The organism is Endobacterium cereale (genome assembly GCF_009617585.1).
In the GTDB taxonomy this organism is placed as follows: Bacteria; Pseudomonadota; Alphaproteobacteria; order Rhizobiales; family Rhizobiaceae; genus Neorhizobium; species Neorhizobium cereale.
This window is the reverse complement of the sequence record NZ_WIXI01000047.1, coordinates 33,395-59,257: the sequence shown is the minus strand read 5'-3', so window position 1 is coordinate 59,257 and position 25,863 is coordinate 33,395. Positions and strand designations below refer to the sequence as shown.

General features: G+C 58.5%; 31 protein-coding genes. 25 read left to right on the top strand and 6 right to left on the bottom strand.

Annotation, left to right across the window (positions count from 1 at the left end):
• The first annotated feature begins 2 nt into the window (after positions 1–2).
• The 9 genes from GAO09_RS18955 (at position 3) to visR (ending at position 7,442) form a co-directional block, all read left to right on the top strand.
• A complete protein-coding gene (locus GAO09_RS18955) occupies positions 3–470 on the top strand; it encodes a chemotaxis protein CheW (RefSeq protein ID WP_132272630.1) in 468 nt (155 codons plus the stop codon).
• Complete coding sequence (cheR, locus tag GAO09_RS18950) at positions 467–1,375, top strand: protein-glutamate O-methyltransferase CheR (RefSeq protein WP_153355949.1); 909 nt, start codon at positions 467–469, stop codon at positions 1,373–1,375. Before GAO09_RS18955 ends, cheR begins: the two co-directional genes overlap by 4 nt.
• A 2-nt stretch (positions 1,376–1,377) precedes the next feature.
• The gene (gene cheB, locus GAO09_RS18945; RefSeq protein WP_410769383.1) at positions 1,378–2,409 is read left to right on the top strand and encodes a protein-glutamate O-methylesterase CheB; all 1,032 of its coding nucleotides are present in this window, start codon (positions 1,378–1,380) and stop codon (positions 2,407–2,409) included.
• Positions 2,410–2,799, top strand: a complete 390-nt coding sequence (locus tag GAO09_RS18940; protein WP_112727551.1) for a response regulator — start codon at positions 2,410–2,412, stop codon at positions 2,797–2,799.
• Positions 2,796–3,353, top strand: a complete 558-nt coding sequence (gene cheD / locus GAO09_RS18935; protein ID WP_153355943.1) for a chemoreceptor glutamine deamidase CheD — start codon at positions 2,796–2,798, stop codon at positions 3,351–3,353. Before GAO09_RS18940 ends, cheD begins: the two co-directional genes overlap by 4 nt.
• Positions 3,354–3,433: 80 nt before the next feature.
• Entirely contained in the window at positions 3,434–3,823 is a 390-nt protein-coding gene (cheT, locus tag GAO09_RS18930; protein ID WP_153355940.1) for a chemotaxis protein CheT, read from the top strand.
• A gap of 115 nt (positions 3,824–3,938) precedes the next feature.
• Positions 3,939–5,636, top strand: coding sequence for a flagellar basal-body MS-ring/collar protein FliF (fliF, locus tag GAO09_RS18925; RefSeq protein WP_153355937.1), 1,698 nt, complete (start codon positions 3,939–3,941; stop codon positions 5,634–5,636).
• Positions 5,637–5,943: 307 nt separating this feature from the next.
• Positions 5,944–6,681: a transcriptional regulator VisN gene (gene visN, locus GAO09_RS18920; protein WP_153355934.1), complete on the top strand. Its 738-nt coding sequence runs from the start codon at positions 5,944–5,946 to the stop codon at positions 6,679–6,681.
• Between the two features lie 14 nt (positions 6,682–6,695).
• A complete protein-coding gene (gene visR / locus GAO09_RS18915) occupies positions 6,696–7,442 on the top strand; it encodes a transcriptional regulator VisR (RefSeq protein ID WP_153355931.1) in 747 nt (248 codons plus the stop codon).
• A gap of 68 nt (positions 7,443–7,510) precedes the next feature.
• On the opposite strand, the gene GAO09_RS18910 is transcribed toward visR, so the two are convergent.
• The 6 genes from GAO09_RS18910 to motA all read right to left on the bottom strand — a co-directional run bounded on the left by GAO09_RS18910 (position 7,511) and on the right by motA (position 12,834).
• Positions 7,511–7,954, bottom strand: a complete 444-nt coding sequence (locus GAO09_RS18910) for a hypothetical protein (protein ID WP_153355928.1) — start codon at positions 7,952–7,954, stop codon at positions 7,511–7,513.
• Positions 7,951–9,039: a flagellar biosynthesis protein FlhB gene (gene flhB / locus GAO09_RS18905; protein ID WP_324185685.1), complete on the bottom strand. Its 1,089-nt coding sequence runs from the start codon at positions 9,037–9,039 to the stop codon at positions 7,951–7,953. The genes GAO09_RS18910 and flhB overlap by 4 nt, the downstream gene beginning before the upstream one ends.
• 168 nt (positions 9,040–9,207) lie before the next feature.
• Positions 9,208–10,272 (bottom strand): flagellar motor switch protein FliG, encoded by a 1,065-nt coding sequence (gene fliG / locus GAO09_RS18900; RefSeq protein WP_153355925.1) that lies wholly within the window; start codon positions 10,270–10,272, stop codon positions 9,208–9,210.
• 29 nt (positions 10,273–10,301) lie between these two features.
• Positions 10,302–10,925, bottom strand: coding sequence for a flagellar motor switch protein FliN (fliN, locus tag GAO09_RS18895; RefSeq protein WP_153355922.1), 624 nt, complete (start codon positions 10,923–10,925; stop codon positions 10,302–10,304).
• Positions 10,926–11,001: 76 nt separating this feature from the next.
• Positions 11,002–11,955, bottom strand: coding sequence for a FliM/FliN family flagellar motor switch protein (locus GAO09_RS18890; RefSeq protein ID WP_153355917.1), 954 nt, complete (start codon positions 11,953–11,955; stop codon positions 11,002–11,004).
• A gap of 3 nt (positions 11,956–11,958) precedes the next feature.
• A complete protein-coding gene (gene motA / locus GAO09_RS18885) occupies positions 11,959–12,834 on the bottom strand; it encodes a flagellar motor stator protein MotA (protein WP_153355914.1) in 876 nt (291 codons plus the stop codon).
• 250 nt (positions 12,835–13,084) lie between these two features.
• Between motA and flgF the strand changes: the two genes are divergently transcribed.
• The 16 genes from flgF (at position 13,085) to GAO09_RS18805 (ending at position 25,684) form a co-directional block, all read left to right on the top strand.
• Positions 13,085–13,819: a flagellar basal-body rod protein FlgF gene (flgF, locus tag GAO09_RS18880; protein WP_153355911.1), complete on the top strand. Its 735-nt coding sequence runs from the start codon at positions 13,085–13,087 to the stop codon at positions 13,817–13,819.
• Between the two features lie 14 nt (positions 13,820–13,833).
• A complete protein-coding gene (fliI, locus tag GAO09_RS18875) occupies positions 13,834–15,216 on the top strand; it encodes a flagellar protein export ATPase FliI (protein WP_153355908.1) in 1,383 nt (460 codons plus the stop codon).
• Positions 15,217–15,219: 3 nt separating this feature from the next.
• Positions 15,220–15,798: a flagellar protein gene (locus GAO09_RS18870; protein ID WP_410769376.1), complete on the top strand. Its 579-nt coding sequence runs from the start codon at positions 15,220–15,222 to the stop codon at positions 15,796–15,798.
• Positions 15,799–15,851: 53 nt separating this feature from the next.
• A complete protein-coding gene (flgB, locus tag GAO09_RS18865) occupies positions 15,852–16,238 on the top strand; it encodes a flagellar basal body rod protein FlgB (RefSeq protein ID WP_153355905.1) in 387 nt (128 codons plus the stop codon).
• 4 nt (positions 16,239–16,242) lie between these two features.
• On the top strand, positions 16,243–16,662 hold the full coding sequence (gene flgC, locus GAO09_RS18860; protein WP_153355902.1) for a flagellar basal body rod protein FlgC: 420 nt from the start codon (positions 16,243–16,245) through the stop codon (positions 16,660–16,662).
• Entirely contained in the window at positions 16,659–16,997 is a 339-nt protein-coding gene (gene fliE, locus GAO09_RS18855) for a flagellar hook-basal body complex protein FliE (protein ID WP_153355898.1), read from the top strand. Before flgC ends, fliE begins: the two co-directional genes overlap by 4 nt.
• 22 nt (positions 16,998–17,019) lie before the next feature.
• Positions 17,020–17,808, top strand: coding sequence for a flagellar basal-body rod protein FlgG (flgG, locus tag GAO09_RS18850; protein WP_153355895.1), 789 nt, complete (start codon positions 17,020–17,022; stop codon positions 17,806–17,808).
• Between the two features lie 20 nt (positions 17,809–17,828).
• Complete coding sequence (gene flgA, locus GAO09_RS18845) at positions 17,829–18,323, top strand: flagellar basal body P-ring formation chaperone FlgA (protein ID WP_153355892.1); 495 nt, start codon at positions 17,829–17,831, stop codon at positions 18,321–18,323.
• 2 nt (positions 18,324–18,325) lie between these two features.
• Entirely contained in the window at positions 18,326–19,438 is a 1,113-nt protein-coding gene (locus GAO09_RS18840) for a flagellar basal body P-ring protein FlgI (RefSeq protein WP_209018759.1), read from the top strand.
• 14 nt (positions 19,439–19,452) lie between these two features.
• Positions 19,453–19,977, top strand: a complete 525-nt coding sequence (locus GAO09_RS18835; protein ID WP_153355886.1) for a MotE family protein — start codon at positions 19,453–19,455, stop codon at positions 19,975–19,977.
• Positions 19,974–20,693 (top strand): flagellar basal body L-ring protein FlgH, encoded by a 720-nt coding sequence (gene flgH / locus GAO09_RS18830; RefSeq protein ID WP_153355883.1) that lies wholly within the window; start codon positions 19,974–19,976, stop codon positions 20,691–20,693. Before GAO09_RS18835 ends, flgH begins: the two co-directional genes overlap by 4 nt.
• 29 nt (positions 20,694–20,722) lie before the next feature.
• Positions 20,723–21,253, top strand: coding sequence for a flagellar basal body-associated FliL family protein (locus GAO09_RS18825; protein WP_153355880.1), 531 nt, complete (start codon positions 20,723–20,725; stop codon positions 21,251–21,253).
• Positions 21,250–21,987 carry a flagellar type III secretion system pore protein FliP gene (gene fliP / locus GAO09_RS18820; RefSeq protein ID WP_153355877.1) on the top strand — a complete coding sequence of 246 codons (738 nt, stop codon included), beginning with the start codon at positions 21,250–21,252 and terminating at the stop codon, positions 21,985–21,987. The genes GAO09_RS18825 and fliP overlap by 4 nt, the downstream gene beginning before the upstream one ends.
• Before the next feature lie 246 nt (positions 21,988–22,233).
• Positions 22,234–23,181 (top strand): flagellin, encoded by a 948-nt coding sequence (locus tag GAO09_RS18815; protein WP_153355874.1) that lies wholly within the window; start codon positions 22,234–22,236, stop codon positions 23,179–23,181.
• A gap of 341 nt (positions 23,182–23,522) precedes the next feature.
• A complete protein-coding gene (locus tag GAO09_RS18810; RefSeq protein ID WP_153355871.1) occupies positions 23,523–24,437 on the top strand; it encodes a flagellin N-terminal helical domain-containing protein in 915 nt (304 codons plus the stop codon).
• Between the two features lie 287 nt (positions 24,438–24,724).
• Entirely contained in the window at positions 24,725–25,684 is a 960-nt protein-coding gene (locus GAO09_RS18805) for a flagellin N-terminal helical domain-containing protein (RefSeq protein ID WP_153355868.1), read from the top strand.
• The last annotated feature ends 179 nt before the right edge of the window (positions 25,685–25,863 follow it).

The window sequence follows — 25,863 nt, the reverse complement described above, 5'->3', positions numbered from 1 at the left end:
GCATGTCGTATATCGTGAAAAATCTTGCTCAAGGTGACCGGGAACTCATCGCGTTCCGTGTCGGCGATCAGGAATTTTGCGTGAATGTCATGGCGGTGCGCGAAATTCGCGGCTGGACGAAAGCCACGTCCATGCCGCATGCGCCCTCCTATGTCATCGGTGTGATCAACCTTCGTGGTGCCGTCCTGCCGATCGTGGATTTTTCCGCCCGTCTCGGCATGCGCAAGACCGAACCGACCCCGCGCCACGTCATCATCGTGTCGCAGGTCGGCTCGCGCATCGTCGGCCTTCTGGTCGAGGCGGTATCGGACATCCTCACCGTTACCGAAGACAACATTCAGGCCGTGCCGGAAGTGGCCTCCAGCCTGGTGAAGCAATACGCGCGGGGCATCCTCGCGATCGACAAACGCATGATCTGCATGATCGAACTCGATTCACTGTTCCCTGAGAACGAAAGCGAAGCCGCATGAAGGCGATGAACGCCATGGATAGCCGGCAGTCACCGGACGAGATACTTGCCAGCGGCGAATACCCGCTGTCGCGCAAGGATCTCGCCGACATTGCGGCAATGATTTATGCCGATGCGGGTATCTATCTGAACGATAGCAAGGCGTCGCTGGTGTATTCGCGTCTGTCGAAGCACATTCGCAACCTTGGCCTCAGCGGCTTTCGGGAATATTGCGCGCTGGTCTCGTCGCCGGAAGGGGCTGCCCCGCGTCGGGAAATGCTGTCGCATCTGACGACGAATTTCACGCGCTTCTTCCGCGAGAACCACCATTTCGAACATCTGCGCGATGAGGTCCTGCCGGGACTTATCAACCGCGCCCGTTCGGGTGGTCGCGTGCGTATCTGGTCGGCGGCCTGTTCCGATGGACAGGAACCCTATTCGATTGCACTGACGTGCCTGGCGATGATGCCGAATGTCGCCGATTACGATTTCCGCATTCTGGCGACCGACATCGACCCGAAGATCCTGGCGCAGGCGCGTGCCGGCGTCTATGACGAAAACGCGCTGGAAACGGTTTCGCCCGCCATGCGCAAACAGTGGTTCCGCGAAGTCGATGCCGGTGGCCGTCGCAAGTTCCAGGTCGATGACCGCGTCAAGAAGCTGATCACCTTCAACGAACTGAACCTGATGGCGCAATGGCCGTTCAAGGGCGGTTTCGACGTCATTTTCTGCCGTAATGTCGTGATCTACTTCGATGAACCGACGCAGATGAAAATCTGGTCGCGTTTTTCCAGCCTGCTTCCGGAAGGAGGCCACCTGTATATCGGTCACTCCGAGCGTGTATCGGGAGATAGCAAGAATGTCTTCGATAATATCGGAATAACGACCTACCGCTATACTGGTAAAGCTGCAGGAAGGAGAGCCTGATCATGCCGGCACGCGTTCTCGTCGTAGATGATTCACCCACCATGCGTGGTTTGATCACCGCCGTCCTGAATTCAGATCCGGACGTCAGTGTCGTCGGTCAGGCCGGCGATGCCATGGAGGCTCGCGCCGCCATCAAGGAACTCAATCCCGACGTCGTCACGCTCGATGTCGAGATGCCCAACATGAACGGGCTCGAGTTCCTCGACAAGATCATGCGCCTGCGTCCGATGCCGGTCATCATGGTCTCTGCCATGACCCATCACGGCGCCAATGCGACGCTGGCTGCGCTCGAAATCGGTGCATTCGATTGTGTCGGCAAGCCAGCGCCGGGTGACGCGCGCCCGTTTGGCGATCTCGCCGACAAGGTCAAGGCTGCGGCGCGTTCCACGCTGCGCCGTAGTTCCGCTCCTGCAGCAATTGTGACACCTGCTACAGAATACAAGGTCGGTCGCAAGGTTGTGGCGATCGGTTCGTCTACCGGCGGAGTAGAAGCACTTATAACAGTACTTCAGAACTTCCCGAAAAACTGCCCGCCGACTGTAATTACTCAACATATGCCGTCGACGTTTACCAAAAGTTTTGCAGAACGTCTTAATCGTATCTGCGCGCCTGTTGTGCAGGAAGCTACCGACGGTGCCCGGCTGGAGATCGGCAAGGTCTATCTGGCACCCGGTGGCGAACGGCATCTGCAGGTCGCCAATCCGTCCGCTCCGGTCTGCCGACTGGTCGAGCGCGATCCGGTCAACGGCCACAGGCCGTCGGTGGATGTGCTGTTCGACAGTGTCGCCGAACTGGCCGGCCGCAATGCCGTCGGGGTCATCCTCACCGGCATGGGCCGCGATGGAGCATCCGGTCTGCTGAAAATGCGCCAGGCAGGCGCACGCACGGTGGGCCAGAACGAAAAGACATGTGTGGTCTACGGCATGCCGCGGGTCGCATACGAAATAGGGGCGGTTGAAACCCAGCTGCCCTTGAGCTCCATCGGTGAGGAAGTTTTGAAATTAACCGCCGCCCGCAAAGAAGGTACTGAATAAATGTCTATCGCTGAAAAAATCAAAGTTCTGATCGTCGACGATCAGGTCACCAGCCGTCTTCTGCTCAGCGACGCCCTGACCCAGCTCGGCTTCAAGCAGATCACTGCTGCCGGTGATGGTGTGCAGGGCATGAAGATCATGAGCGAGCAGCCGCATCACCTAGTGATCTCGGACTTCAACATGCCGAACATGGATGGCATCGGCTTCCTGCAGGCTGTTCGTGCAAACCCGAACACCAAGAAGGCCGCCTTCATCATCCTGACCGCGCAGGGCGACCGTGCGCTGGTTCAGCGTGCGGCACAGCTGGGCGCCAACAACGTTCTGGCCAAGCCTTTCACGATCGAAAAGATGAAGGCTGCCATCGAGGCAGTATTCGGAGCCCTAAAATGAATGAGCTGGCGGTTGCCAAGAAAGTCCATATTATCCAGGGCGAATTCAAGGTGGTGGACGATCCCAACGTCGTCCTTTCGACCATCCTTGGTTCTTGCGTGGCTGCCTGCCTTCGTGATCCTGTCGCCGGTGTCGGCGGCATGAACCACTTTCTTCTGCCGGGATCCGGCGGTGCCATGAGCGGGGGCGGTGATGCAAGCCGTTACGGGGTGCATCTCATGGAACTGCTGATCAACGGTCTTCTCAAGAAGGGTGCGGTTCGCCATCGTCTGGAGGCCAAGATCTTCGGCGGTGCAAAAACCATTGCCAGCTTCTCCAATGTGGGAGAGCAGAATGCGGCTTTCGCCATGGAATTCCTTCGCGACGAAGGCATCACCGTGGTTGGGTCGTCGACGGGCGGAGAATTCGGGCGCAAGCTCGAATACTGGCCCGTCAGTGGCCGCGCCCGTCAGTATCCGCTGACCGGTGCCGAAACCCAGAAGACTGTGGCCGCCGAACAGCGCATTCCCAAGCCTGCTCCGAAGCCAGTTGAAGATACGATCGAATTTTTCTGAAGCCATTTTCATGACATGCGAAGGGCAGGGGCGGCAGGGGGCTGCCTCACCCTTCACCATCTGCCAATTTGAGGAAAGCTATGAACGACCCTATGCCTATGCCGTACGCTTCCCTCGAGGAGTCGCTGCCGGAGGTGCTGATGCGCCTCGTGACCGAGCTGCACGACGTTGCCTATCTGATCGAGCGTGTCGAACCGCAGCTTCTGGAAATGGGCGGCGAAGCCGACGTCATGTCCGCCGAGACCGTCAAGATCCTGCAGGGGATCGATCTTGCGGTACAGAAAACCCGTGGTCTTGCCGAATTCGTTGATACGATCACCGCATCCATTCCGGATGAGTGGATGGTCGACGTCTCCACCGCCCTCAGCCTCGTCAAGCTTGCCGACATGCAGAAAGCCCTCGGCAAGGGCATGCGCCACGGTCATTCGCAGCCGCTCAGCAAGGCTGCTGGAGACTTCGACTTCTTCTGAGAGGCCGCGATTTCTCGGCTTTTCTTCCCGCCAGCGAAACGCTCGCACAAGCTTCGCGGACTAGGGTGCCAGTGAGCATAAGGCTCAACACCCTTGTTCATGATGCGGGAACAGAATGAATCTGTTAGCTCAATTTCAGCAAATCGGTAGAAATATCGCGTCTTTAGGCCAGACCAAGCTACTGGCTATGGCAGGCGTCGGTATCGTGTCCATGGCGATCGTTATCGGTGCCGCCATGTACGTCAACAAACCGGCTTACGAAAACCTTTATGTCGGGCTCGAAACGACGGACCTCAATCAGGTCTCGATCGCGCTCGCCGAAAACAATATGGATTTCCAGGTCGGAGCCGATGGGCAGAGCATTAATGTTCCCGTCGGCATGACCAGCAAGGCCCGCATCGTGCTGGCCGAGCGCGGCCTGCCCAATAGCGCCAATGCCGGTTACGAGCTGTTCGACAAGGTCGGCTCTCTCGGTCTGACCTCCTTCATGCAGGAAGTGACCAGGGTTCGCGCCCTTGAGGGCGAAATCGGTCGCTCCATCCAGCAGATCAGCGGTGTCGCTGCTGCCCGCGTCCACATCGTCATGCCCGACGTCGGCAATTTCCGCCGCGCCGGACAGAAGCCGACCGCATCGGTGATGATCCGCGCCAGCACCACCACCGGCCGCAAGGCCGCTTCCTCCATTCGCCACCTTGTCGCCTCGGCAGTTCCCGGCCTCGACGTCGATGACGTGACGATTCTTGATTCGACCGGTCAGTTGCTGGCTTCCGGTGATGACTACGGCAACAGCGCGCTGAGCCGTAACCTCAACATCGTCCAGTCGGTGCAGCAGGAAGTCGAACAGAACATCGACAAGGCGCTCGCACCTTTCCTCGGCATGGACAACTTCCGTTCCAGCGTTACCGCAGCGCTGAACACGGACAGCCAGCAGATCCAGGAAACCATCTACGATCCTGAATCCCGTGTCGAGCGCTCGGTCCGCAACACCCGCGAAAACCAGCAGTCGCAGCAGCAGCAGAACGACTCGGCCACGACTGTCGAGCAGAACGTGCCGCAGGCAGCGCCTGAAACCGGCGGCGCAGCCGGCCCGCAGTCTTCCGACAAGACCGACAAGCGCGAAGAGCAGACCAATTACGAAATCAATTCCAAGACCGTGGCGACCACCCGCAACAGCTACAAGCTGGAAAAGATTTCGGTTGCCGTCGTCGTCAACAAGGGCCGTATCGGCAAGCTCGTCGGCGAACCGGTCGATCAGGCCAAGATCGACGCCTATCTGGCCGAGATGCAGAAGATCGTTTCGTCCGCTGCCGGCATCAATGCCGAGCGTGGCGACGTCGTTACCCTGACCGCCATGGACTTCCTCGAAAACCAGTTGCTGGAAGAATCCGTCACCTCGGGTCCGGGTTTCCTCGAAGTGCTGAACCGCAACCTCGGTGGCATCATCAACTCGCTCGCCTTCGTTGTCGTCGCCTTCCTGGTGGTCTGGCTCGGCCTGCGTCCGATGATCCGCAGCGTCACCGGTGGCGGTGCCAACAGCAACAATGCCATCGGAGAGCCTGCGGAAGAAGGTCTGGGCCTCGAACTGCCCGACTTCTCGCCAGGCGGTGCAAGCCCGGCACTCATGGACGGCTTCGGTGCAGACTTCGGCTTCGACAGTTCCGACGATGTGTTCGGTGGTGGCGAGGACCCGAATGGCGGCTTCAACCGCCGCGTGAAGGAAGGCCCGGAAAAGCGCCTTTCCCGCATGGTCGAGATTTCGGAAGAACGTGCAGCCAAGATTCTACGCAAATGGGCGGTCGATCGCGCCGCTTGAGAAGGATTCACGGCTTCGTGATGACAGGGGTCGGCGTAAGCCGGCCCCTTTGTTTTTCGGGCTTCTGATTGGTTGGCTTACGAAAATGCCGACACGCTCCACAGCGACGCGTCACAGACCTGTGCAGCGCACAACATAAAACGCCCACCGACGATAGCAATTCCTTTACGGATTCCTACAATGCACTGATTCGTTACGGCGAATGGTTGTGTTCGTGGAGGTCATGTTTACCGCGGGTCGGCCCAAATCGTAAAAATGCATACGATTTTGTCTGAACGCTTATCCCTAGTAAGGGGAGAAATTCGCAATGGAGCTTCTGGGGGCAGAAAGCAAATCTGAGGGTCGGGCTTATCTTGAGCCGATACCGCCGCGCACGGCAGTGCGCGATCAAATCGTGCGCAAACTGGCGATCACGTCCAAGGCAAACAACGTGCCCGCGACTATGCGTATTTTATCCGAATATGTCGGTGCGTCGCATTTTCTTTTGGCACGCTATGACCTTATCCAGGATCAGGGGCTCGATTTCATCGTTGCGTCCAACTGGCCGTTCGATCTCGTGCGCCGTCTCGGCGCGGAGTTGACGCGCGGTTATGCGAAGTCGACGGAGCTGGAAAAGTGCCTGTCGATGCTGACGCCGCAATTTGCGCTCTTGCCGGAAGAGGCGACAACGCCTCAGGAGATCAGTCGGCAATATTGCTCCCTGACATTCTGCGCGGGCCGCACGCGTTTTTCGCTGATGCTGCTTTTTCTGGAAGGTATCATCCTGTCCCAGGAACGGCTGCGTGAAGTCGGGTTGATGGCCGCCTATTCACTGAGTTTCGGTGCGGGCACCGGTGCCAAGATCGAGCGTGACTTCGAACTCACCGAACGAGAGCTGGAATGCCTGTTCTGGATCGCCGAGGGCAAGACCAGCGACGAGATCGCCATGATCCTCGGAATCTCGCGCAATACGATCAACAACTATATCACCAGCGTCATGCGCAAGACGGCGACCAAGACGCGCTCGGAAGCCATTGCTTATGCTGTACGTAACAACCTTGTATAAGGCCGGCAATTGAAATGGGTTATTCGCGCGAACAAGCGTCTGATGTTGCAACAGGATTTCAATTCGTACGCGTAGCGCGGGCGTCAAGCCGGTCGGATTTGTTTCCAAAGCTGGTGTCGATGCAGAAAATCCTGAATGCCCGAAATTTCGCGGTCTTCAGGGTGGCCGGTGCCGGTATGCCGAACAAGCGCAAGCTTGTCTGCGAACTTGAAAACTGGGGCGCGTCGGGTGTCGAAAATGGCAATATGCTGATCGAGGCATGCGGCGAGATACTGCTCGAACATATCGATTTGTCGCTGCTTCCGATTGTCTGGAATGGTACGGATCTCGCCAACCGGGTGGATACCAACGAATTCGCGCCGATGATCAAGCGCCTGGAGCAGGTTTCCATGCCGTTTGGCGGCATTGCCTTTCCGGTGCGGCTTGGCGCGGTTGGCAATGGTTATGTTGCCTTTCTGTCGAATACGCTCGATCTCGTCAGCGATCTCATCGTCGACCAGCATGTGCGCAGCTGCCAGATCATGGTCGATCTTCTGGCGCTGGAGGAAAAACGGGCGCTACCGTCAGAAACACTGAGCGAACGCGAAATCGCCTGCCTGCAACTGGCTGGCGATGGCCAGATCAGTGAAGAAATCGCCGACAAGCTCGGCCTGTCCGTGCACACGGTCAACGCCTATCTGGGCTCGGCGACCATCAAGCTCGATTCGGTCAATCGTATCCAGGCGATCGCTAAAGCCATCCGCCTCGGTTACATCCACTGACATTCAAAACCTAAAAAAAGCCGCCCGGAGAGATCGCGGGCGGCTTTTTTATGTTTGTCTGGCGTTTCTCAGGCTGCTTCTGCGTGGCCCTGATGGCTGACCGAAAATTTTGCCTCGGACAGACTGCGGGCGAGGAAGCGGGTATTCTCGTCCGGATCGTCCGAAGGGTTCTGGAAGGCGATATGATCGATCTCGATCGCGGCCAGCTGATCGGTCAGTGTGAGGCGCGCATAGACCGAAACGCCCTTGGGCTTGATTTCCAGGTCGAGCGTGATTTCCGGAGCGCCGCTCCATTCCAGCCGGTAATCGCCGCCGGAACCGAAATTCACGGTGCCGGGATGAAAATACAGTTCGGCTGCAGAGGACACCAGGTCCGCGATGCTGGTGTATCTTTCGAGCCGCAGAAGGGCGATCAGGTCACCGGCATCCAGTAATCGTAACTCAGAGGCGACTGGTGCGATTGCATAGCCAAGAATTTCTTCACGTTCTCTGGAGAAGTTACATTTTTTCATTGCGGTTGGCGTGTCCGTTGTTTGGGCGTACGAGCGGCGTAGACCCTGTGTATGAGTTCCGCGACAGCCTTGTAGAAGGCTGGTGGAATCACACTATCCGCCGAGACTTGCGCAAACATGGAGCGTGCAAGTGGCGGGTCTTCAAACACGGGAATGTTGTTTTCCTCTGCTATCTGCCTGATTCTTAAGGCAACGAGGTCCTGTCCCTTGCCGACGATGACGGGCGCATCGTTTTCTTCACGCACATAACGCAGGGCAATCGCGTAATGTGTCGGGTTGGTGATGACCAGTGTCGCACGAGGGATATTCTGGATCATGCGTTGGCGGGCACGACTGCGCATGACCGAGCGCTGACGCGCCTTGACCATCGGATCGCCCTGCGATTGCTTGTGCTCGTCCTTGATTTCCTGCTTCGACATTTTCAGGTTCGAGAACCATTGGTGCTTGGTCCAGAAATAGTCGACGATGGCGAGTGTTGCCGTTGCCAGAAGAACGATCACCATCATCTTTCTGGTGGTCTTTTCCAGTTTCACCAGAATGTTCGCCGGATCTGAAAACATGATGTCCAGCGAGCTCATGAAGTCGCCATACAGCACAAAATAGAAGATCACCGACACGACCAGCAGCTTGAAAATGGATTTCCCGAATTCGACCAGGCCTGCGACGCTGTATATTCTGCCAAGGCCCTTGGCGAGCGAGACGCGGCTTGCCTGGGGCCGGATGCGTTCCGCCACGAAGGAAGGCAGGTTCTGAGCGAAGGATGAGGCCAGTCCGAAGACGACCATCAGGATCATTGCCGGTGCCAGGAAGCCTGCCATGTCCCAGCCTATACGACTGCCGATCGAGACGACATCTGTCGCGTTTTCAAGCGGCCACTGGTCCGGTTGCTCGAAAATATCCTTCAGGCGCTCGGAAAGCGAAGCGATCGCGCCGGGAAGAAAAAATACAAGATAGATATAAAAGGCCATGGATGACGCGAACAACGTGATCTCGCGCGACATCGCCACGTTGCCCTTCTCGGCAGCGTCGGACATTTTTTTCGCTGTGGGGTCTTCTGTTTTACTGTCTTTATCTTCGTCAGACACCGCTGAAGTCCTGCTGCGAATCGCCCGGGTTTATCAGTGCAGTCTATCGCATTGGGCGGCCAAACGCAGTTGCTTGGCAGGATCATCACCGCCAGGGCGCAAAACATGCACAACAAAAAAGCCGGCGGGGTGGCCGCCGGCTTTGTAATCTCGTGAATGCCTGAAAGATCAGGCCGCTTCCGCAGCACTCTCGGCAGGCTTGTCGCCGGTCGCATCCGGATCCTTGAGCTGGATCTGGCCGCTGTTGGAAAGGCGGATCGCTTCCTGGGCAACGGCGCGGCGGGCGATTGCCACTTCGCGCGGGTTGATGACGGCGTTGGTGGCCTGCAGATCCGATTCGATCATGCGGCGCTGGCGCGGGCTGATCGCCGAAAGCACGGCTTCCTTGATCTCCATAGAGGCGCCACGCAGCGCCATGGTGATGATGTCGCCGGCGATATCGTTGAGCAGCAGGACGCGGCTGCGCTGCGGCATGGCCAGAAGGTCTTCGAAGAGGAAGATCTTCGGGCGAACCTTGTTGACCGAAGCCTTGCTCATCGTTTCGAGCGAAGTCAGCAACGTGTCGACCTGCGGCTTGTCGAGCTCATTCATCAGCTCGGCAACCTTGTTGGCGCCGTTCGAGTTGCGCTCGGCTTCGATCTTCGAGACGAGATCGATCACGCGGTTTTCGATGATCTGGGCAGCCTTGGGGCTGACGTCCTTCATGTTGACCGTACGGTTCATGATGTCGGCACGGCGGCTTTCCGGCAGTTCGAGCAGAACCTTGGCGCCGAAGGCCGACGGGATCATGGAGAGGATGTAAGCGATCGTCTGGGGATGCTCGCGCTGCAGGAACTTGCCGATGAAGGCAGGTTCCGCGTCTTGAAGCTGATCCCAGATCGAGGTCTGATAGGCTTCGAACGCCGTGCGGCGGCCCAGCAGGCCATCGACTTCTTCAGGGGTAAGACCTTCTTCGAGAATGCTTTCGATCGCCTTGGCATTGTCCATCAGGCCTGCACCTTCGGTGAACAGGTCCTCGAACTCGTTGACGAGTGTCAGCAGCTCGTCCGGCGGAATTTCACGCAGGTTCTGAGCCGATGCAATGATCGTCTGCAGCTCGGCCTGAGTAAAATATTTCAAAAGCTTGCCTGCGACGCCCTTGCCCATGGCAAGCAGAACCGCAGCCGCTTTTTCAGCCTGGGATAGGGGTGAGCCGACGACAGCGCCGCCACCGAAATCCTCGAAGTCCATCATGGTCTTACCTCACTGTCCCTACATCGGGATCAGGTTGTTTTGGTGCTCAAAACTTCCGTCAGTTTCACGCCGAAGCGCGTATCGTCGTGTTCCAGGACGGTAATCTCGCCCTTGGCAATGCGTCGGCCATTGACGGTGATTTCCACCGGCTCGCCGATCTTCTTGTCGAGCGCGATGGTCGCGCCTTCTTCCAGGTTCATCAGGCCTGATACCTGCATGCGGCTGGTGCCGAGCACGATCTCGAGATTGATCGGGATATCCATGATCAGATCGAGATTGGCGTTCAGGGCGCTGCCGGGAGCAGACGAAGCCGCTGCCGAAGAACCACCGAAATCCGAACTTCCGAAGTCGGAGCCGCCGAAGCTTGCGCCGCCGCCGAAATCCGAACCGCCGAAGTCGGAGCCACCGAAATCCGAGGCGCCTGTCTCAGCCGCACCGAAAGCCGGAGTGTCGTCAAGACCGCCGCCAAAAGAGGCGTCGAGATCGAAGTCGCTGGAACCACCACCGAATTCGGCATCGAAAGCCGGTGCTTCGCCGGTGGCGTCGGCCTTCAATACACCGCGCAGATCGTCGATCGCCTGGTCGAGATCGGCTTCATTGCCGATCGGGGACAGATCGTCGTTCTCTGTAAGTGGGGTCGGTTTCTTAGCCATGGAAAACATTATTCCTTATGAAACTTGCGTCAGCCTGCCCAAGGGCACGATTTCGTGGTGTGTCAACGATCCCGGTTCATCCTGCCAGATGTTTGAGGATCTCGTCGTCGCTGCTGATATTATCCTTTACGCGAACCGTATAACGCTCGCCGGAGCGTCCGAATTCGCACATGTACATGTCCTTGCCGTTGGCACTGACCTGCACCGAGACATCGCGCGCATCCTCGAAGCCGATGACATCACCGGCTGCAAGCCGTGAGATCGTCGACAGCGTCAGCTTTTCGAGGCGAATACGTGCTTCGAGCGTCACTTGCGACCGGCGAACCTGATCGTTAATGCGGTCGGCCCATTCCTGCTTGCTCTTGGCAATCTGGCCGGTGGGTTTCGGCAATTCCACGCGGGTCTTCAAAAGCGCGCGCTGCGGAATAACGAGCGCGAATTCCGATTTGATGGTTCCGAAATCGATCGACATGCGAATCAGCGCGCCATATTCGGGGCGACTGTCATCCTCGTGTTTCGCACGGTCATCGGCATTGTGCGGGATTTCCAGCGTTGCTTCGAAGCCACCGGCCGCGTTGACACCGGAACGGAGCACATTGCCGATACGCTCGAACACCATGGCGGCCAGATCGAGTTCGATCTCCGACAGTTGCCGTTCAGCGGGCTGCTCGATTGTTTCGAGCTCCGCACCCAGCATCAGTTCCATCAGGCCAATAACGAAGCCGTTGCCACAGGCGAGCACGAAATTCGGGCTCCAGTTGCGCAAGGCTCCGTTGACGAAGCAGAACGTGTCGCCGAGATCGGCAGTCAGCTCTGTCATCAAACCGCTTTCGCAGGCGACATAACCGACCTGGATGGCAATCCCGGTTTCGCTGTGAAAGACATCCGGCAGGAAACCGGAATACAGCTGGCCGAAGTCGGCACCGATCTTTTCGACGGTCTGACGGTCGCCCAGTCCGCCGGTCAGCTTGGCCAGAAGCGAATGTTCCATTGCCGGTGGCTGGAGTTCGGAAGCGTTGGCATCGGTCATGGTTTAGGCCGCCCTCTCTGCGCCGCCGCCCGGGTTCATCATCTCCTGCTCGACACTGTCGATAGACGGGCGTTCGTAGTTGGAGATGGTCTTGCGACCGTATTCGAGCGCAACCTGCGGAACGGAGCCGTTCATGTAGGCAAGCAGGGTCTGCTTGACGATGATGTAAAGGCGGTGCTGCTTGCCGCGAACAATCTTGATCTGTGACGTCAGCGGGTTGACGAGGCAGTAGGACAGGAAGATGCCGAGCATGGTGCCGACGAGCGCCGCGCCGATCAGGCCGCCGAGCACTTCCGGCGATTCGTTGATCTTGGCCATGGCCTTGATGACGCCGAGAACGGCGGCGATGATACCGATTGCGGGAAAGCTGTCACCGATCGCAACGATCGAGTGATACGGCTTCATCTTGTCGTGCATCATCGTTTCGATTTCTTCGTCCATCAGCGCCTCGATTTCGTGGCTGCGGGCGTTGCCGATGATGATGAGACGGACATAGTCACAGATGAAGGACGTCAGTTCCTTGTTCTTCAGAACTGTTGGAGCCGACTGGAAGATCGGGGATTCGTCGGGATTGTCGATATGGGCTTCGATCTCGTTACGCGACTTGGTGCGCAGGTCGCGCATCAGCGAATAAAGAACACCCAGCACGTCGAGGTAATGACGTTCCTTCGGCACCGAGTACTTGAAGGCCTCGGCAAGGGCTTTCCCCGAATCTTTCACGACTTTCAGCGGGTTGCCCATGATAAAGGCACCCACGCCGGCGCCGCCGATGATGACCAGCTCGAAAGGCTGGAAAAGCGCGTCCACGTGCCCGCCCATCGCCATGAAGCCGCCGATAATGCAGCCGACGGTGATCACAAATCCGATAATAATAGTCATCGTGTGTCTATGCCCGATCTTTTTCTCGTGTCGATTGGATACGGGTTCTGGCTTGCGTGAGGCTGGCTGTAGCTGGCTTTTCGCCCGGCCGACTTGAGACAGTTTCGCGCAAGTCTATCCGCCTAGTTTCCGCGAATACCGGTCGGAATCCCGCCCGAAGCGAGCATGCCATGCGGACGCGTCATCCTTTTAAAGGCCGTCGGTTCGGACATGCTCTCGCACTTATCCCTGAAACACGGAGGCAGATGATATGCAATCCGGACTGTATGTCGGCATTTCTTCACAGATCGCGCTCGAGCGCCGTCTCAACACGATTGCCGACAACATGGCGAACATGAACACTGTCGGCTTTCGCGCCACGGAAGTGAAGTTCGACGAGGTCATGAGCAAGACCCGTAACGATATCAACGCCAAGGTCGCCTTCGTCACACAGGGTAACGACTATCTTTCCACGCGCAGCGGCGCGCTGGAATCAAGCGGCAACCCGCTGGATTTCGCCATCAAGGGTGACGGCTGGTTCGCGCTCGATACGCCGGCCGGCCAGGTTCTGACACGTGACGGCCGCTTTACAATGAAGGAAACCGGCGAACTCGTATCCGTTCGAGGCTTCCCCGTCCTGGATGCCGGCGGCGCGGCGATCCAGCTCAACCGTGCAGGTGGCCCGCCGGAAGTCGGCGCTGATGGCGGCATCCTGCAGGATGGCGTTCGCGTCGGCCAGCTCGGTGTCTTCACCGCCGATATCTCCAAGGGTTACCTGCGTTACGAAAACTCCGGCGTGATCCCGGCCGAGAATCCGCAGCCGGTTGTCGATACGATCAGCACCTCCGTCGTGCAGGGTTATGTCGAGGAATCCAACGTCAACGGCATCGGCCAGATGACCGAACTCATTCAGGTCAACCGTGCCTTCGAAGGCATCGCCTCGCTGATGAATGACAGTGAAACGTCCCTGAAGGAAGCAATCAAGACTTTGGGCGGCTCGCGCTAAGGAACATCTGACGGATGGAAACGATCATTGCCGAAACGCTGGCTTCCGGCCATCTGGCGCATCTCGCGGGCCTTGCCAAGCGTCACGCGGCGCCGGAACAATCCGTTGCCCATGGTGGCCGCGTGCGTACTATCGCGGCCGGACACTATACGGTCAGCGGTCTTTCCAGGCATGTGCGGCTGGGCGAATTTGTCGGCCATCGCAGCGCGACCGGCATTCATCTTGGCGAAGTCGTGCGCGTCGAGCCGGACGAGATCTATGTCTGCCCGATCGAACCGGGCGAACCGATCGGTATCGGCGATGTCGTAATTCAGAAGGGCGCTTTCCGCATCGCGCCCGACGACAGCTGGTGCGGCCGCACCATCAATTCGCTCGGAGAGCCTATCGATAATCGCGGCCCTCTGTCTTCGGGGTTTGATCGGCGCTCGATCTCCAACACCGCGCCGCCATCGATGACGCGCAAGCGCGTCGATACCGGTTTCATGACCGGTGTGCGTGCCATCGATATCTTTTCACCGCTCTGCCTCGGGCAGCGTCTCGGCATCTTTGCCGGTTCCGGTGTTGGTAAATCCACGCTTCTATCCATGCTCGCCCGCGCCGATGCCTTCGACAAGGTGGTGATCGCGCTGGTCGGTGAACGTGGCCGTGAAGTGCGCGAATTCATCGAGGATACGCTCGGCGACAACATGGCGAAATCGATCGCTGTCGTCGCCACCTCCGATGAAAGCCCGATGCTGCGCAAGATGGCGCCGCTCGTCGCCATCACCATCGCCGAACATTTTCGCGACAAGGGTGAAAACGTCCTGTTCATCGCCGACAGCGTCACCCGTTTTGCCCATGCCATCCGCGAGGTGGCCGTTGCTGCCGGTGAGCCGCCGGTCGCTCGTGGTTATCCGGCCTCGGTCTTCACCGAACTGCCGCGTCTGCTGGAGCGCTCTGGCCCGGGGCCGGAAGGCACCGGCACCATCACCGCGATCATCTCCATCCTTGTTGATGGCGACAACCACAACGACCCGATCGCCGACTCCGCACGCGGTATTCTCGACGGCCATATCGTGCTCGAACGTAGCCTTGCGGAAGAGGGGCGTTACCCGCCGATCAATCCGCTGTCTTCTATTTCGCGTCTTGCCCGCAAGGCCTGGACCGGAGATCAGGAAAAGCTGGTTTCGCGGCTGAAGGCGTTGATCCACCGGTTCGAGGAAACCCGCGACCTGCGCCTGATCGGCGGCTACCGCGCCGGCAGTGATGCCGATCTCGACATGGCGATCAAGCAGGTTCCCATCATCTACGACGTGCTGAAACAGACGCCGTCCGACCAACCCAGCGCAGATGCTTATGCGGACCTTGCCAATGCCCTTCGGGCCGGCATGGCGCCGCCCCCACGACCGAGAGGATAAGCCGTGATCCAAGATGACCAGGATGTTCCGGTAAAGCCGATCCGGCCACCGAAGCAGAAATCGAAACTGTCCGACCACATGGTTCTGGCCGTCGGTATCGTTCTGGCCGGCGCCTCGGCCTTTTTCCCTTGGTATGTGTTCCTCAACGAAGACAAGTTCGGCATCAAGGTCAATCCGATGGATCACACCCGTGATCTGCCGCCCGGCCATGCCCGCAATGTCTTCAGCGTTTCGCCGCTCGCCATGGTCGACAATAGCAAGGACGACCAGCCGAAGCCGCCGGTCGACATGATCGACAATATTACCACGGCGACAACGTCGTCCGTGGGGGCGGTGCGTCAGGGGCCGCCGCAGGATCTTCTTGAAGAACAGCCACTTCCGGGTCGCGGCGGCTTCCGCCTGATGCATGTCTCGAACGGCCGCGCGCTGATCGAGGATGCCGCCGGCATGTATATGGTCAGGGTCGGTTCAATCCTGCCCGACAACAGCCGTCTGGCCACGCTGGAGCAGCGCGACGGCAAGTGGGTGATCGTCACCACTGCCGGAGAAATCTATTCCAACGAAGGAACGTCGCGTCCGTAAGTCTGACGCAAGATTACTCACATAGGCTTCGCTTACAAAATGGAGAGAAGCCTATGCAACCCATTCAATTATTCGCGCTGGCATCTAAGCAGGCCGAGTGGTTGTCTGTGCGCCAGGAAGTTGTCGCCAACAACATCGCCAACGCCAACACGCCGCAATACAAGGCCAAGGATGTCGCATCCTTCGACGCCGTTCTCGACAACACGTCGATGCGGATGGCGCGCACCAATGCAGCGCATTTCGGCGACAGCACTCTCAGCAACAATGTGAAGGTCGAGGAAGCCGCTCTGAACGACGAGATCGGCATCCAGGAATCCGGCAACACCGTCGCGCTCTCCAAGGAGCTGTCGAAGGCCGGTGAAGTCAAACGCCAGTATGAGCTTTCCGCCAATCTGGTGAAGTCGTTCAACAGCATGATGCTTTTGACAGTGAAGAGGTAAGGAAATGGATCCGCTCGCAGCCGCTTCGAAGATCGCAGGGTCGGGGATGGAGGCCCAGGCCACCCGACTTCGTATCGTATCGGAAAACATCGCCAACGCACGCACCACGGGCGACACGCCCGGCGCCGATCCCTATCGTCGCAAGACCATCACCTTCGGCGCCGAAATGGACAAGGCTGCCGGTGCGGAACTGGTCGGGGTCAAGAAGCTTGGCGTCGATCGGGGCGAATTCGCCCAGGAATACGATCCGAGCCATCCGGCGGCTGACGCGAAGGGCATGGTCAAGATGCCCAATGTCAACATGCTGATTGAAATGGCCGACATGCGCGAAGCCAACCGCAGCTACGACGCCAATCTCCAGATGATCAAGCAGACGCGCGACATCGTTTCCTCCACCATCGAACTTCTGAAGAGCTCGCAATGATCGACGCAATCAAGAACGTAAGCTCGCTTTCGCTGTCTCGCGGCATCGGCTCCATTTCATCGGACGAGAACACCACATCGTTGCTCGGTCAGCTACAGAAGCCGGTCGAAAACGCCGGTGTCAGCTTCGCCAGCGTGCTGGGCAGCGTCGCATCCTCGACCATGGACTCGCTGAAGGCCGCCGAAAGCAAGTCGATCGACGCCATCCAGGGCAAGGCCAATACGCGTGAAGTCGTCGATGCCGTCATGGAAGCCAACCAGTCGCTGCAGACCTCGATCGCGCTGCGCGACAAGCTGGTCTCGGCCTATCTCGATATCTCGAAGATGCAGATCTAGTAGCGGATAAGGAACCTTACCCATGAGAGCACTTTCCGTTGCAGCGACGGGCATGGATGCCCAGCAGACCAATCTTGAGGTCATCGCCCACAACATCGCCAACATCAACACGACCGGCTTCAAGCGCGGCCGTGCGGAGTTTGCCGATCTTCTCTATCAAACCGAACGCGCCCAGGGCGTGCCGAACCGTGCCAATCAGGCCATCGTGCCGGAAGGCGCCAATATCGGTCTCGGCGTGCAGACGGCTGCCGTTCGCTACATTCACGAACAGGGCCAGCTGACCCATACCGAAAACAACCTCGATCTGGCCATCGTCGGTCGCGGTTATTTCCAGGTCCAGTCGCCCGATGGCGGCACGATGTATACCCGCGCCGGCGCCTTCAACCAGAATGGCGATGGCCAGCTGGTCACGATCGAAGGTTATCAGGTCATCCCGAACATCACCTTTCCGGCCGATGTCACGGAAACAGTCATCAGCCGTACCGGCCAGGTCAGCGTGCGTATCGGCAATGACACCGAATATACCGAGGTCGGCCAGCTGACGATGGCGAATTTTGCCAACGAAGCCGGCCTGAAGCCACTCGGTGACAACCTTTATGCCGAAACGCCGGCATCGGGCGAAGCGGTCATCGCGGCTCCGGAAGACCCAGGTTACGGTTATCTGCGTCAGGGTTATCTCGAAGCCTCCAACGTCGATGCCGTCAAGGAAATCACTGACATGATCTCGGCGCAGCGCGCCTACGAGATGAACTCCAAGGTCATCACGACCGCCGACGAAATGTCGAAGATCGTGAGCCAGAACCTCAAGTAAACCCAAAAGGCAGGGCAGACATGATGTTTCGCCGGACACACGAAAATGCAGCAAGGATCGGTCGAAAGACCGTCCTTACCCTTCTGTCGCTTCTCGCCGCGGGCCTGGCCACGCCGGTCGCAGCCGACATGGGCATGGCCGTCGTGCCGACGCGGATCATCTATCCGGGAGAGGAAATCTCTCCCGGCTCGCTCAACACGGTCGAAGTCACCAATCCCAATCTCGCCGGCGACTACGCACAGACGGTCGAGGAGGTGACGGGGATGATCACCAACCGCACGCTTCTGCCCGGCCGCACCATTCTCGTGTCGTCGCTGCGGATTCCCTATCTGGTCAAGCGCGGCACCAGCGTCCGCCTCACCTTCGGCATCGGCAACATGACAATTTCGGCCTCCGGTTCGCCATTGCAGAATGGTTCGGTCGGCGATGTCATCCGTGTCCGAAATATCGATTCCGGCCTGTCCGTCAGTGGCACGGTCATGGCTGACGGCACCGTTCAGGTGATGGCGAAATGATCATGAAACGTTTTATTGCCCTTTCTCTCGCGATCGCGACGCTTTTCGGCCCGGTACAGCCGGCCTTCGCCGACGCCGCGCGTATCAAGGATATCGCGTCGCTGCAGGCCGGTCGTGAAAACCAGCTGATCGGTTATGGTCTGGTCGTAGGTCTGCAAGGCTCGGGCGACAGTCTGCGCTCCTCGCCGTTTACCGAACAGTCGATGCGCGCCATGCTGCAGAACCTTGGCATTTCGACGCAAGGTGGGCAGTCGAGTGCCAAGAACCTCGCGGCCGTCATGGTCACCGCCAACCTGCCGCCCTTTGCCAGCCCCGGCAGCCGTATCGACGTCAATGTCTCTTCGCTGGGCGATGCCACGTCATTGCGCGGCGGCACGCTGGTCATGACCTCGCTATCCGGTGCCGACGGCCAGATCTATGCCGTTGCACAGGGCGCGGTCGTCGTTTCCGGTTTCCAGGCACAGGGTGCGGCCGCAACGCTGACCGAAGGCGTCACCACATCCGGCCGCGTGCCGAACGGTGCCATCATCGAGCGCGAACTGCCGTCCAAGTTCAAGGATGGGGTCAATCTGGTCCTGCAATTGCGCAATCCGGATTTCTCGACTGCGCAGCGCATGGCCGATGCCGTCAATATGTTCGCTTCGCAGCGTTATGGCGGCCCGGTCGCCGAAGCGCGCGACAGCCAGGAAATCATCATCTCCAAGCCGCGTCAGGCTGATCTGACGCGCCTGATGGCGGAAATCGAGAACCTGATCGTCCAGACAGATACACCGGCCAAGGTCGTCATCAACGAGCGCACCGGCACGATCGTCATCGGCGCGGATGTCAAGGTCTCGCGCGTTGCCGTCAGCTACGGAACACTGACCGTACAGGTTACCGAAACGCCGCAGATCGTACAGCCGGAACCGTTCTCGCGCGGCGAAACGGCGGTGCAGGACCAGACAGATATCATGGCGATGAAGGACGGCGGCCAGGTCGCCATCCTCAACGGACCTGACCTGCGCACGCTGGTGGCCGGTCTCAACAGCATCGGCGTCAAGCCGGACGGCATTATCGCCATCCTGCAGGGCATCAAGTCTGCCGGTGCCCTTCAGGCCGAACTCGTGCTGCAATGACGGAGAAACAAGCGATGTTCACGATCACGATTTCCGCATCCATGGTTCGCAAGCTTCTGGTCGCCGGCATGGTTCTCGCTGCCGTGCCTCAGGTCAATGCGCAGCAGGCCGCAGAAGCGGGCACACCGACCACGGCCGATGATATCCAGCGGTTCTGCACCAATATCGCCGATCCGGCACGTGACCAGCGTTACCTGCTGCAGAAGCAGGAACTGGAAAAGCTGCAAGCGGATGTCGATGCCCGTATCGCCACGCTCGAAACCCGCAAGACGGAATACGAGGATTGGCTGAAGCGCCGCAACGATTTCCTGAAGAGCGCCGAGATCGGTCTCGTCGATATCTTCAAGACGATGAAGGCCGATGCGGCAGCACCGCAGCTTGCCGAAATGAAGATAGAGATCGCAGCTGCGATCATCATGAAACTGCCCCCGCGCCAGTCGGGCCTGATCCTTGCCGAGATGGACCCGCAAAAGGCGGGCATGATCTCGACGATCATCGCCAGCGCGTCAGACCCCAATACTTCTAAGGACCGTACATGATGAAGCGTGCTTCTGCCCTCGTGGCCGTGATGTTTCTGGCAGGCTGCCAGAACCAGACGCTGAAGGAAATCGGCAACGCCCCGGCGATGAGCCCGATCGGCAGCGGCCTGCAATATGCGCAGGCCCCGCAGATGTCGTCCTACCCGAAGCAGCCGCGCCAGATGGCCAGCGGTTATTCGCTGTGGAGCGACAACCAGGCAGCCCTGTTCAAGGATGCCCGTGCGCTCAATATCGGCGACATCCTGACGGTCGAGATCAAGATCAACGACAAGGCCGATTTCGATAACGAAACCGACCGCAGCCGCACCAATTCCACCAGCCTCGGCTGGCAGGCGGGCGTCAAGAACTTCCTCGGCTTCAGCACCGATGCCGGCACCTCCGGTGACATGGGCACGGATTCGTCGAGCGAAAGCAACGGCAAGGGCACGATCAAGCGCGCCGAAAAGCTGAACCTGATGGTGGCCGCTGTCGTGACCGGCGTTCTTGAAAACGGCAACCTTCTGATCAGCGGTTCGCAGGAAGTGCGCGTCAACCACGAGATCCGTATCTTGAACGTTGCCGGTATCGCGCGACCGAAGGATGTCGATTCCGAAAACCAGATCTCCTACGACAAGATCGCCGAAGCCCGCATCTCCTACGGTGGCCGTGGCCGCATGACGGAAGTGCAGCAGCCGCCGATCGGCCAGCAGGTCGTCGATATGTATTCGCCCTTCTAAGCGGCAGAGCAGGGATCGGGTATAAGACCATGGCGATAGACGAAACGACACCGGAAGACGGCCAGGCCAAGAAAAAGGGCGGCATGGTGATGACAATTGTCGGCGTGGCGATTGTCACGCTCGTCGGCGCCGGTGGCGGCTGGGTTCTCGGCGGCATGATCGCACCACCACCGCCGGCAGCGCCGGTGGCGGAGGCTGCACATGCTGCGGCCGGTGGTCATGGCGAAGCGGGCAAGGATGGCAAGGAAGCCGGCATCCAGCCGATTTCCACCGAGGCCAACGGCATCGTCCTGCTCGACCCGATCACCACCAATCTGGCTTATCCGTCCGATAACTGGGTGCGGCTGGAAGTGGCGCTGATGTTCCGCGGTCCGACGGATGTGCCGCTTTCCCAGGAAATCCATCAGGATATCATGTCCTATCTGCGCACCGTTTCGCTGCAGCAGATCGAAGGGCCACGCGGCTTCCAATATCTTCGGGATGACCTTCAGGAACGAGTTGACCTGCGCGCAAAAGGCCGCGTATCGAAGGTGATGTTCAGAACCTTCGTGATTGAATGATTCGACTTCTCGTACTGCTCGCCGTCATCGTCGCGGCACCGGGCCTGGCCCACGCACAGCAGTCGCCGGCAGATCTTCTCAATCTGCCGACGGACGGTTCTGCCGCCTCGTGGATTATCCGCACGTTTGGCCTTCTGACCGTCCTTTCGGTCGCTCCCGGCATCATGATCATGGTGACGAGCTTTCCGCGCTTCGTGATCGCTTTCTCCATCCTGCGCTCCGGCATGGGCATGGGCACATCGCCGCCGAACATGGTTCTGGTGTCGATGGCGATGTTCATGACCTTCTACGTCATGTCGCCTACCTTCGACCGCGCCTGGAACGAGGGCGTGCAGCCGATGCTGTCGAACCAGATCACCGAAGCGGAAGCATTGCCGCGCATTGCCGAACCGTTCCGCGTGTTCATGAGTGCCAATACGCGAGACAAGGATCTGTCCCTGTTCGTCGATATCGCCCGCGAGCGTGGCCAGTCGGTGGGAACGCCGGAACTGATCGATTACCGTGTGCTGGTTCCGGCCTTCATGCTGTCGGAAATCCGTCGCGGTTTCGAAATCGGCTTCCTGATCATCCTGCCGTTTCTGGTCATCGACATGATCGTCGCCGCCATCACCATGTCCATGGGTATGATGATGCTGCCGCCGACCTCGATCTCCCTGCCGTTCAAGATTCTGTTCTTCGTGCTGATCGACGGCTGGAATCTGCTTGTCGGAAGTCTGGTCAGATCGTTCAATTGAACGACAGCGCGCTTGTGCCGTTTTGGCAAGCGCACAGCGGATAGTTACCATCCATTAACTATGTGTTTGAGGTTCTTGCGAAAATTCGTTTCCGCATTAAGGACTCTGCAACCCCGTTCGTCCATATTGGCCTCACACGACGAACGGTTCTAACGATAACAAAGAACTGAGGCATGAAGCCGAATTGTGGTGGCCGGTAAACCCGGCATGTCCCTATCTTGTCATTTGTAAACGAGGGACACCCTTATGACGTCTATCATCACCAATTCTTCCGCAATGTCGGCACTCTCCACCCTGCGTTCGATCAGCGCCGACATGGAAACGACCCAGGGTCGCATTTCCTCGGGCTACAAGGTTGAAACCACCATGCGTTCCGACAACAAGTCGCTGGGCGCTGTTGAAGACGCACTCGGCCTCGGCGCTGCCAAGACCGACGTTGCATCCACCGCTCTGGAATCCTCGATCTCGGTCGTCGACGAAATCAAGGCCAAGCTGGTTGCCGCTTCCGAGCCGGGCGTTGACAAGTCGAAGATCCAGAAGGAAATCACCGAGCTTCAGAACCAGCTGGTTTCCGTTGCAAAGTCGGCTTCGTTCTCGGGCGAAAACTGGACTTACCACGACGAAAACAATGCCGTTGGCACGAAGGAAATCGTCGGTTCGTTCAACCGTGACGCTGACGGCAACGTCAGCCTGACGACGCTGGAATTCAACACCCAGAAGAGCTCGCTGATCAGCAAGACCGCTGGCGATTATACCGATCAGCAGATCGACGCTGCTGATGCCGCAACCAACGACGTATCCTGGCTGTCTGCAAAGATGGGCTACAACGCTATCGCTGACGACGGCACTGCAACGCCGACCGCGCTGGACTATTCGGTTCTCACCCTGGATATTTCGGGCATGGCCACGACCGATGAAGTTTCTGCTGCCATCAGCGGCGTTGACTTCGTGCTTCAGAAGATGACGGACGCAGCTTCGGATCTCGGCGCCCTGAACAGCCGCGTGACGCTGCAGAAGGACTTCGTTGCTGATCTCAGCGACTCGATCGAAAAGGGCGTTGGCCGTCTCGTGGACGCCGACATGAACGAAGAATCGACCCGCCTCAAGGCTCTGCAGACACAGCAGCAGCTCGGTATCCAGGCTCTGTCGATCGCCAACTCCGACTCGCAGAACATCATCTCGCTGTTCCGTTAATCCGAGACTTTCTCCGCAAGTTGCAGGAGCCGCGCCATTGGCGCGGCTTTTTGCGTTTCCCGTTTGAGCCGGTACGGCTGTTGGTCTTTATGGCCGGATATTTCACCCGAAGTTTTTGCAGTCCTTCAAATGCGGTGTGCCGCTTCGCGCATCATGGTTTATTTTTAGTGGTTTTCCTTACGGGGTTTTAGTCTTCATTAACTATGTCAGTGTTTAATCAGCTCATCAAAGCAATGGGTTGACCAAGTCTTGAACACGGTTGACAGGCATGACGCTGGCCACTGCTTACCGGAAAAGGCCGGAATATCCCCTCCTTTCTCCCGTCTACAAGGGTCCGTTAAATGACGAGCATTATTACCAACACCGCCGCAATGGCAGCACTGTCTACCCTGCGTTCGGTCAGCGCCGACATGGAAACGACCCAGGGTCGCGTTTCCTCGGGCTACAAGGTTGAGACCGCTTCGGACAACGCTGCTTACTGGTCGATCGCCACCACCATGCGTTCCGACAACAAGTCGCTGGGCGCTGTTGAAGACGCACTCGGCCTCGGCGCTGCCAAGACCGACGTTACATCCACCGCCATGGAATCCTCGATCTCGGTCATCGACGAAATCAAGGCCAAGCTGGTTGCCGCTTCCGAGCCGGGCGTTGACAAGTCGAAGATCCAGAAGGAAATCACCGAGTTGCAGAGCCAGCTGGTTTCTGTTGCCAAATCGGCTTCGTTCTCGGGCGAAAACTGGGTTTACCACGACGATAACAATAAATTCAACACCCAGAAGAGCTCGCTGATCAGCAAGACCGCTGGCGATTATACCGATCAGCAGATCGACGCTGCTGATGGCGCAACCAACGACGTATCCTGGCTGTCTGCAAAGATGGGCTACAACGATATCGCTGACGACGGCACTGCAACGCCGACCGCGCTGGACTATTCGATCCTGACTCTGGACGTTTCCAGCATGACGACAGTCGATGAAGTTTCTGCTGCCATCAGCGGCGTTGACTTCGTGCTTCAGAAGATGACGGACGCAGCTTCGGATCTCGGCGCCCTTAACAGCCGCGTGACGCTGCAGCAGGACTTCGTCAAGGACCTCAGCGACTCGATCGAAAAGGGCGTTGGCCGTCTCGTGGACGCCGACATGAACGAAGAATCGACCCGCCTCAAGGCTCTGCAGACACAGCAGCAGCTCGGTATCCAGTCGCTGTCGATCGCCAATACGTCCTCGCAGAGCGTTCTGTCGCTCTTCCAGGGCTAATAGTATCAAGATTCCGAAAAAAAAGGGCCACGCCTCGAGCGCGGCCCTTTTTGCGTTTTGCCACCCTGGCCGTTGGCTGCGAAACTGGCGCGAGGCTTAACTGCCGCTTAACCTCGGTTAAAAATCCGTATTGCATTAAGGTCTCGTTAACCATATCAGCGTTAACCGTAGATTAAGAGCGCACGGGTTGGTCAACAGGGCAAACGTCTGACCAGCGGCATGAAGCATCCGCGCGTTACCGGCAAAGCTCCGGTCTGTCCCGTTTTCCTCCAGGGGCATTTTTCCAGATGACCAGCATTCTTACCAATACCGGCGCCATGGCGGCGCTGCAGACACTGCGTTCCATCAATTCGAACATGGAAACCACGCAGGCACGCATCTCTTCCGGTTATCGCGTCGAAACCGCGGCCGACAATGCCGCATACTGGTCGATCGCCACCACCATGCGCTCCGACAATTCGGCACTCTCCACCGTCGAAGATGCGCTCGGCCTTGGTGCTGCCAAGACGGATACGGCCTATACCGGCCTTGAATCCGCCATCGATGTCGTCACCGAAATCAAGGCCAAGATCACTGCCGCACGCGAGCCGGGTGTCGACAAGACCAAGATCGACAAGGAACTTTCCGAGCTGAAGAACCAGCTGTCCTCGATTGCTGAATCCGCTTCGTTTTCTGGCGAGAACTGGCTCTACAACACCGCCGCCGACGTCATGCCGTCGAAAGAGATCGTCGCCTCCTTCAACCGGTCCACGGATGGTTCGGTATCGCTGACCACACTCAATTACGATGCCTCACTATCGGTGATGATTGACACCGGCGATGCCGGTCGCGGCATCCTCACCAAGGACTGGGAAATCCAGGATGCCGACGGCAATGTGACCGGCACCTATTTCCTGATCAACGCGGACTCCACCGTCGCGGCCACCGGCACGGAAGTCTCGCTCGACGAGACGACCAGCAACGACGACATCGACGGCATGTTGAACGCAGTCGAGGGCATGCTGCAGCAGTTGACCGACTCGGCCGCCAACCTCGGTGCTGTCAGCAGCCGTATCGACCTGCAGACGACCTTCGTCTCGACCCTGATGGACGTGATCGACAAGGGCGTAGGTCGTCTGGTGGATGCCGACATGGACGAGGAATCGACCCGTCTGAAGGCTCTGCAGACCCAGCAGCAGCTCGGTATCCAGGCGCTGTCGATCGCCAACACCAACGCCCAGAACATCCTTACGCTGTTCCAGCAGTAAGGTTCGGCAGGGGAGGCGGCCGGCCTCCCTTCTGGTTTCGTTTACTTCGCCGAGCCCCGGTCATCGGCAACGGCGACGCTGGACCGCGCATTTGCCCTGTCGCGGTCCAGCACCTTCATTTTCGCACAAGTTTGACTGCCTAGGTTGCCGCAAAAGTTATCCGCACGAGGCGCGCTTGC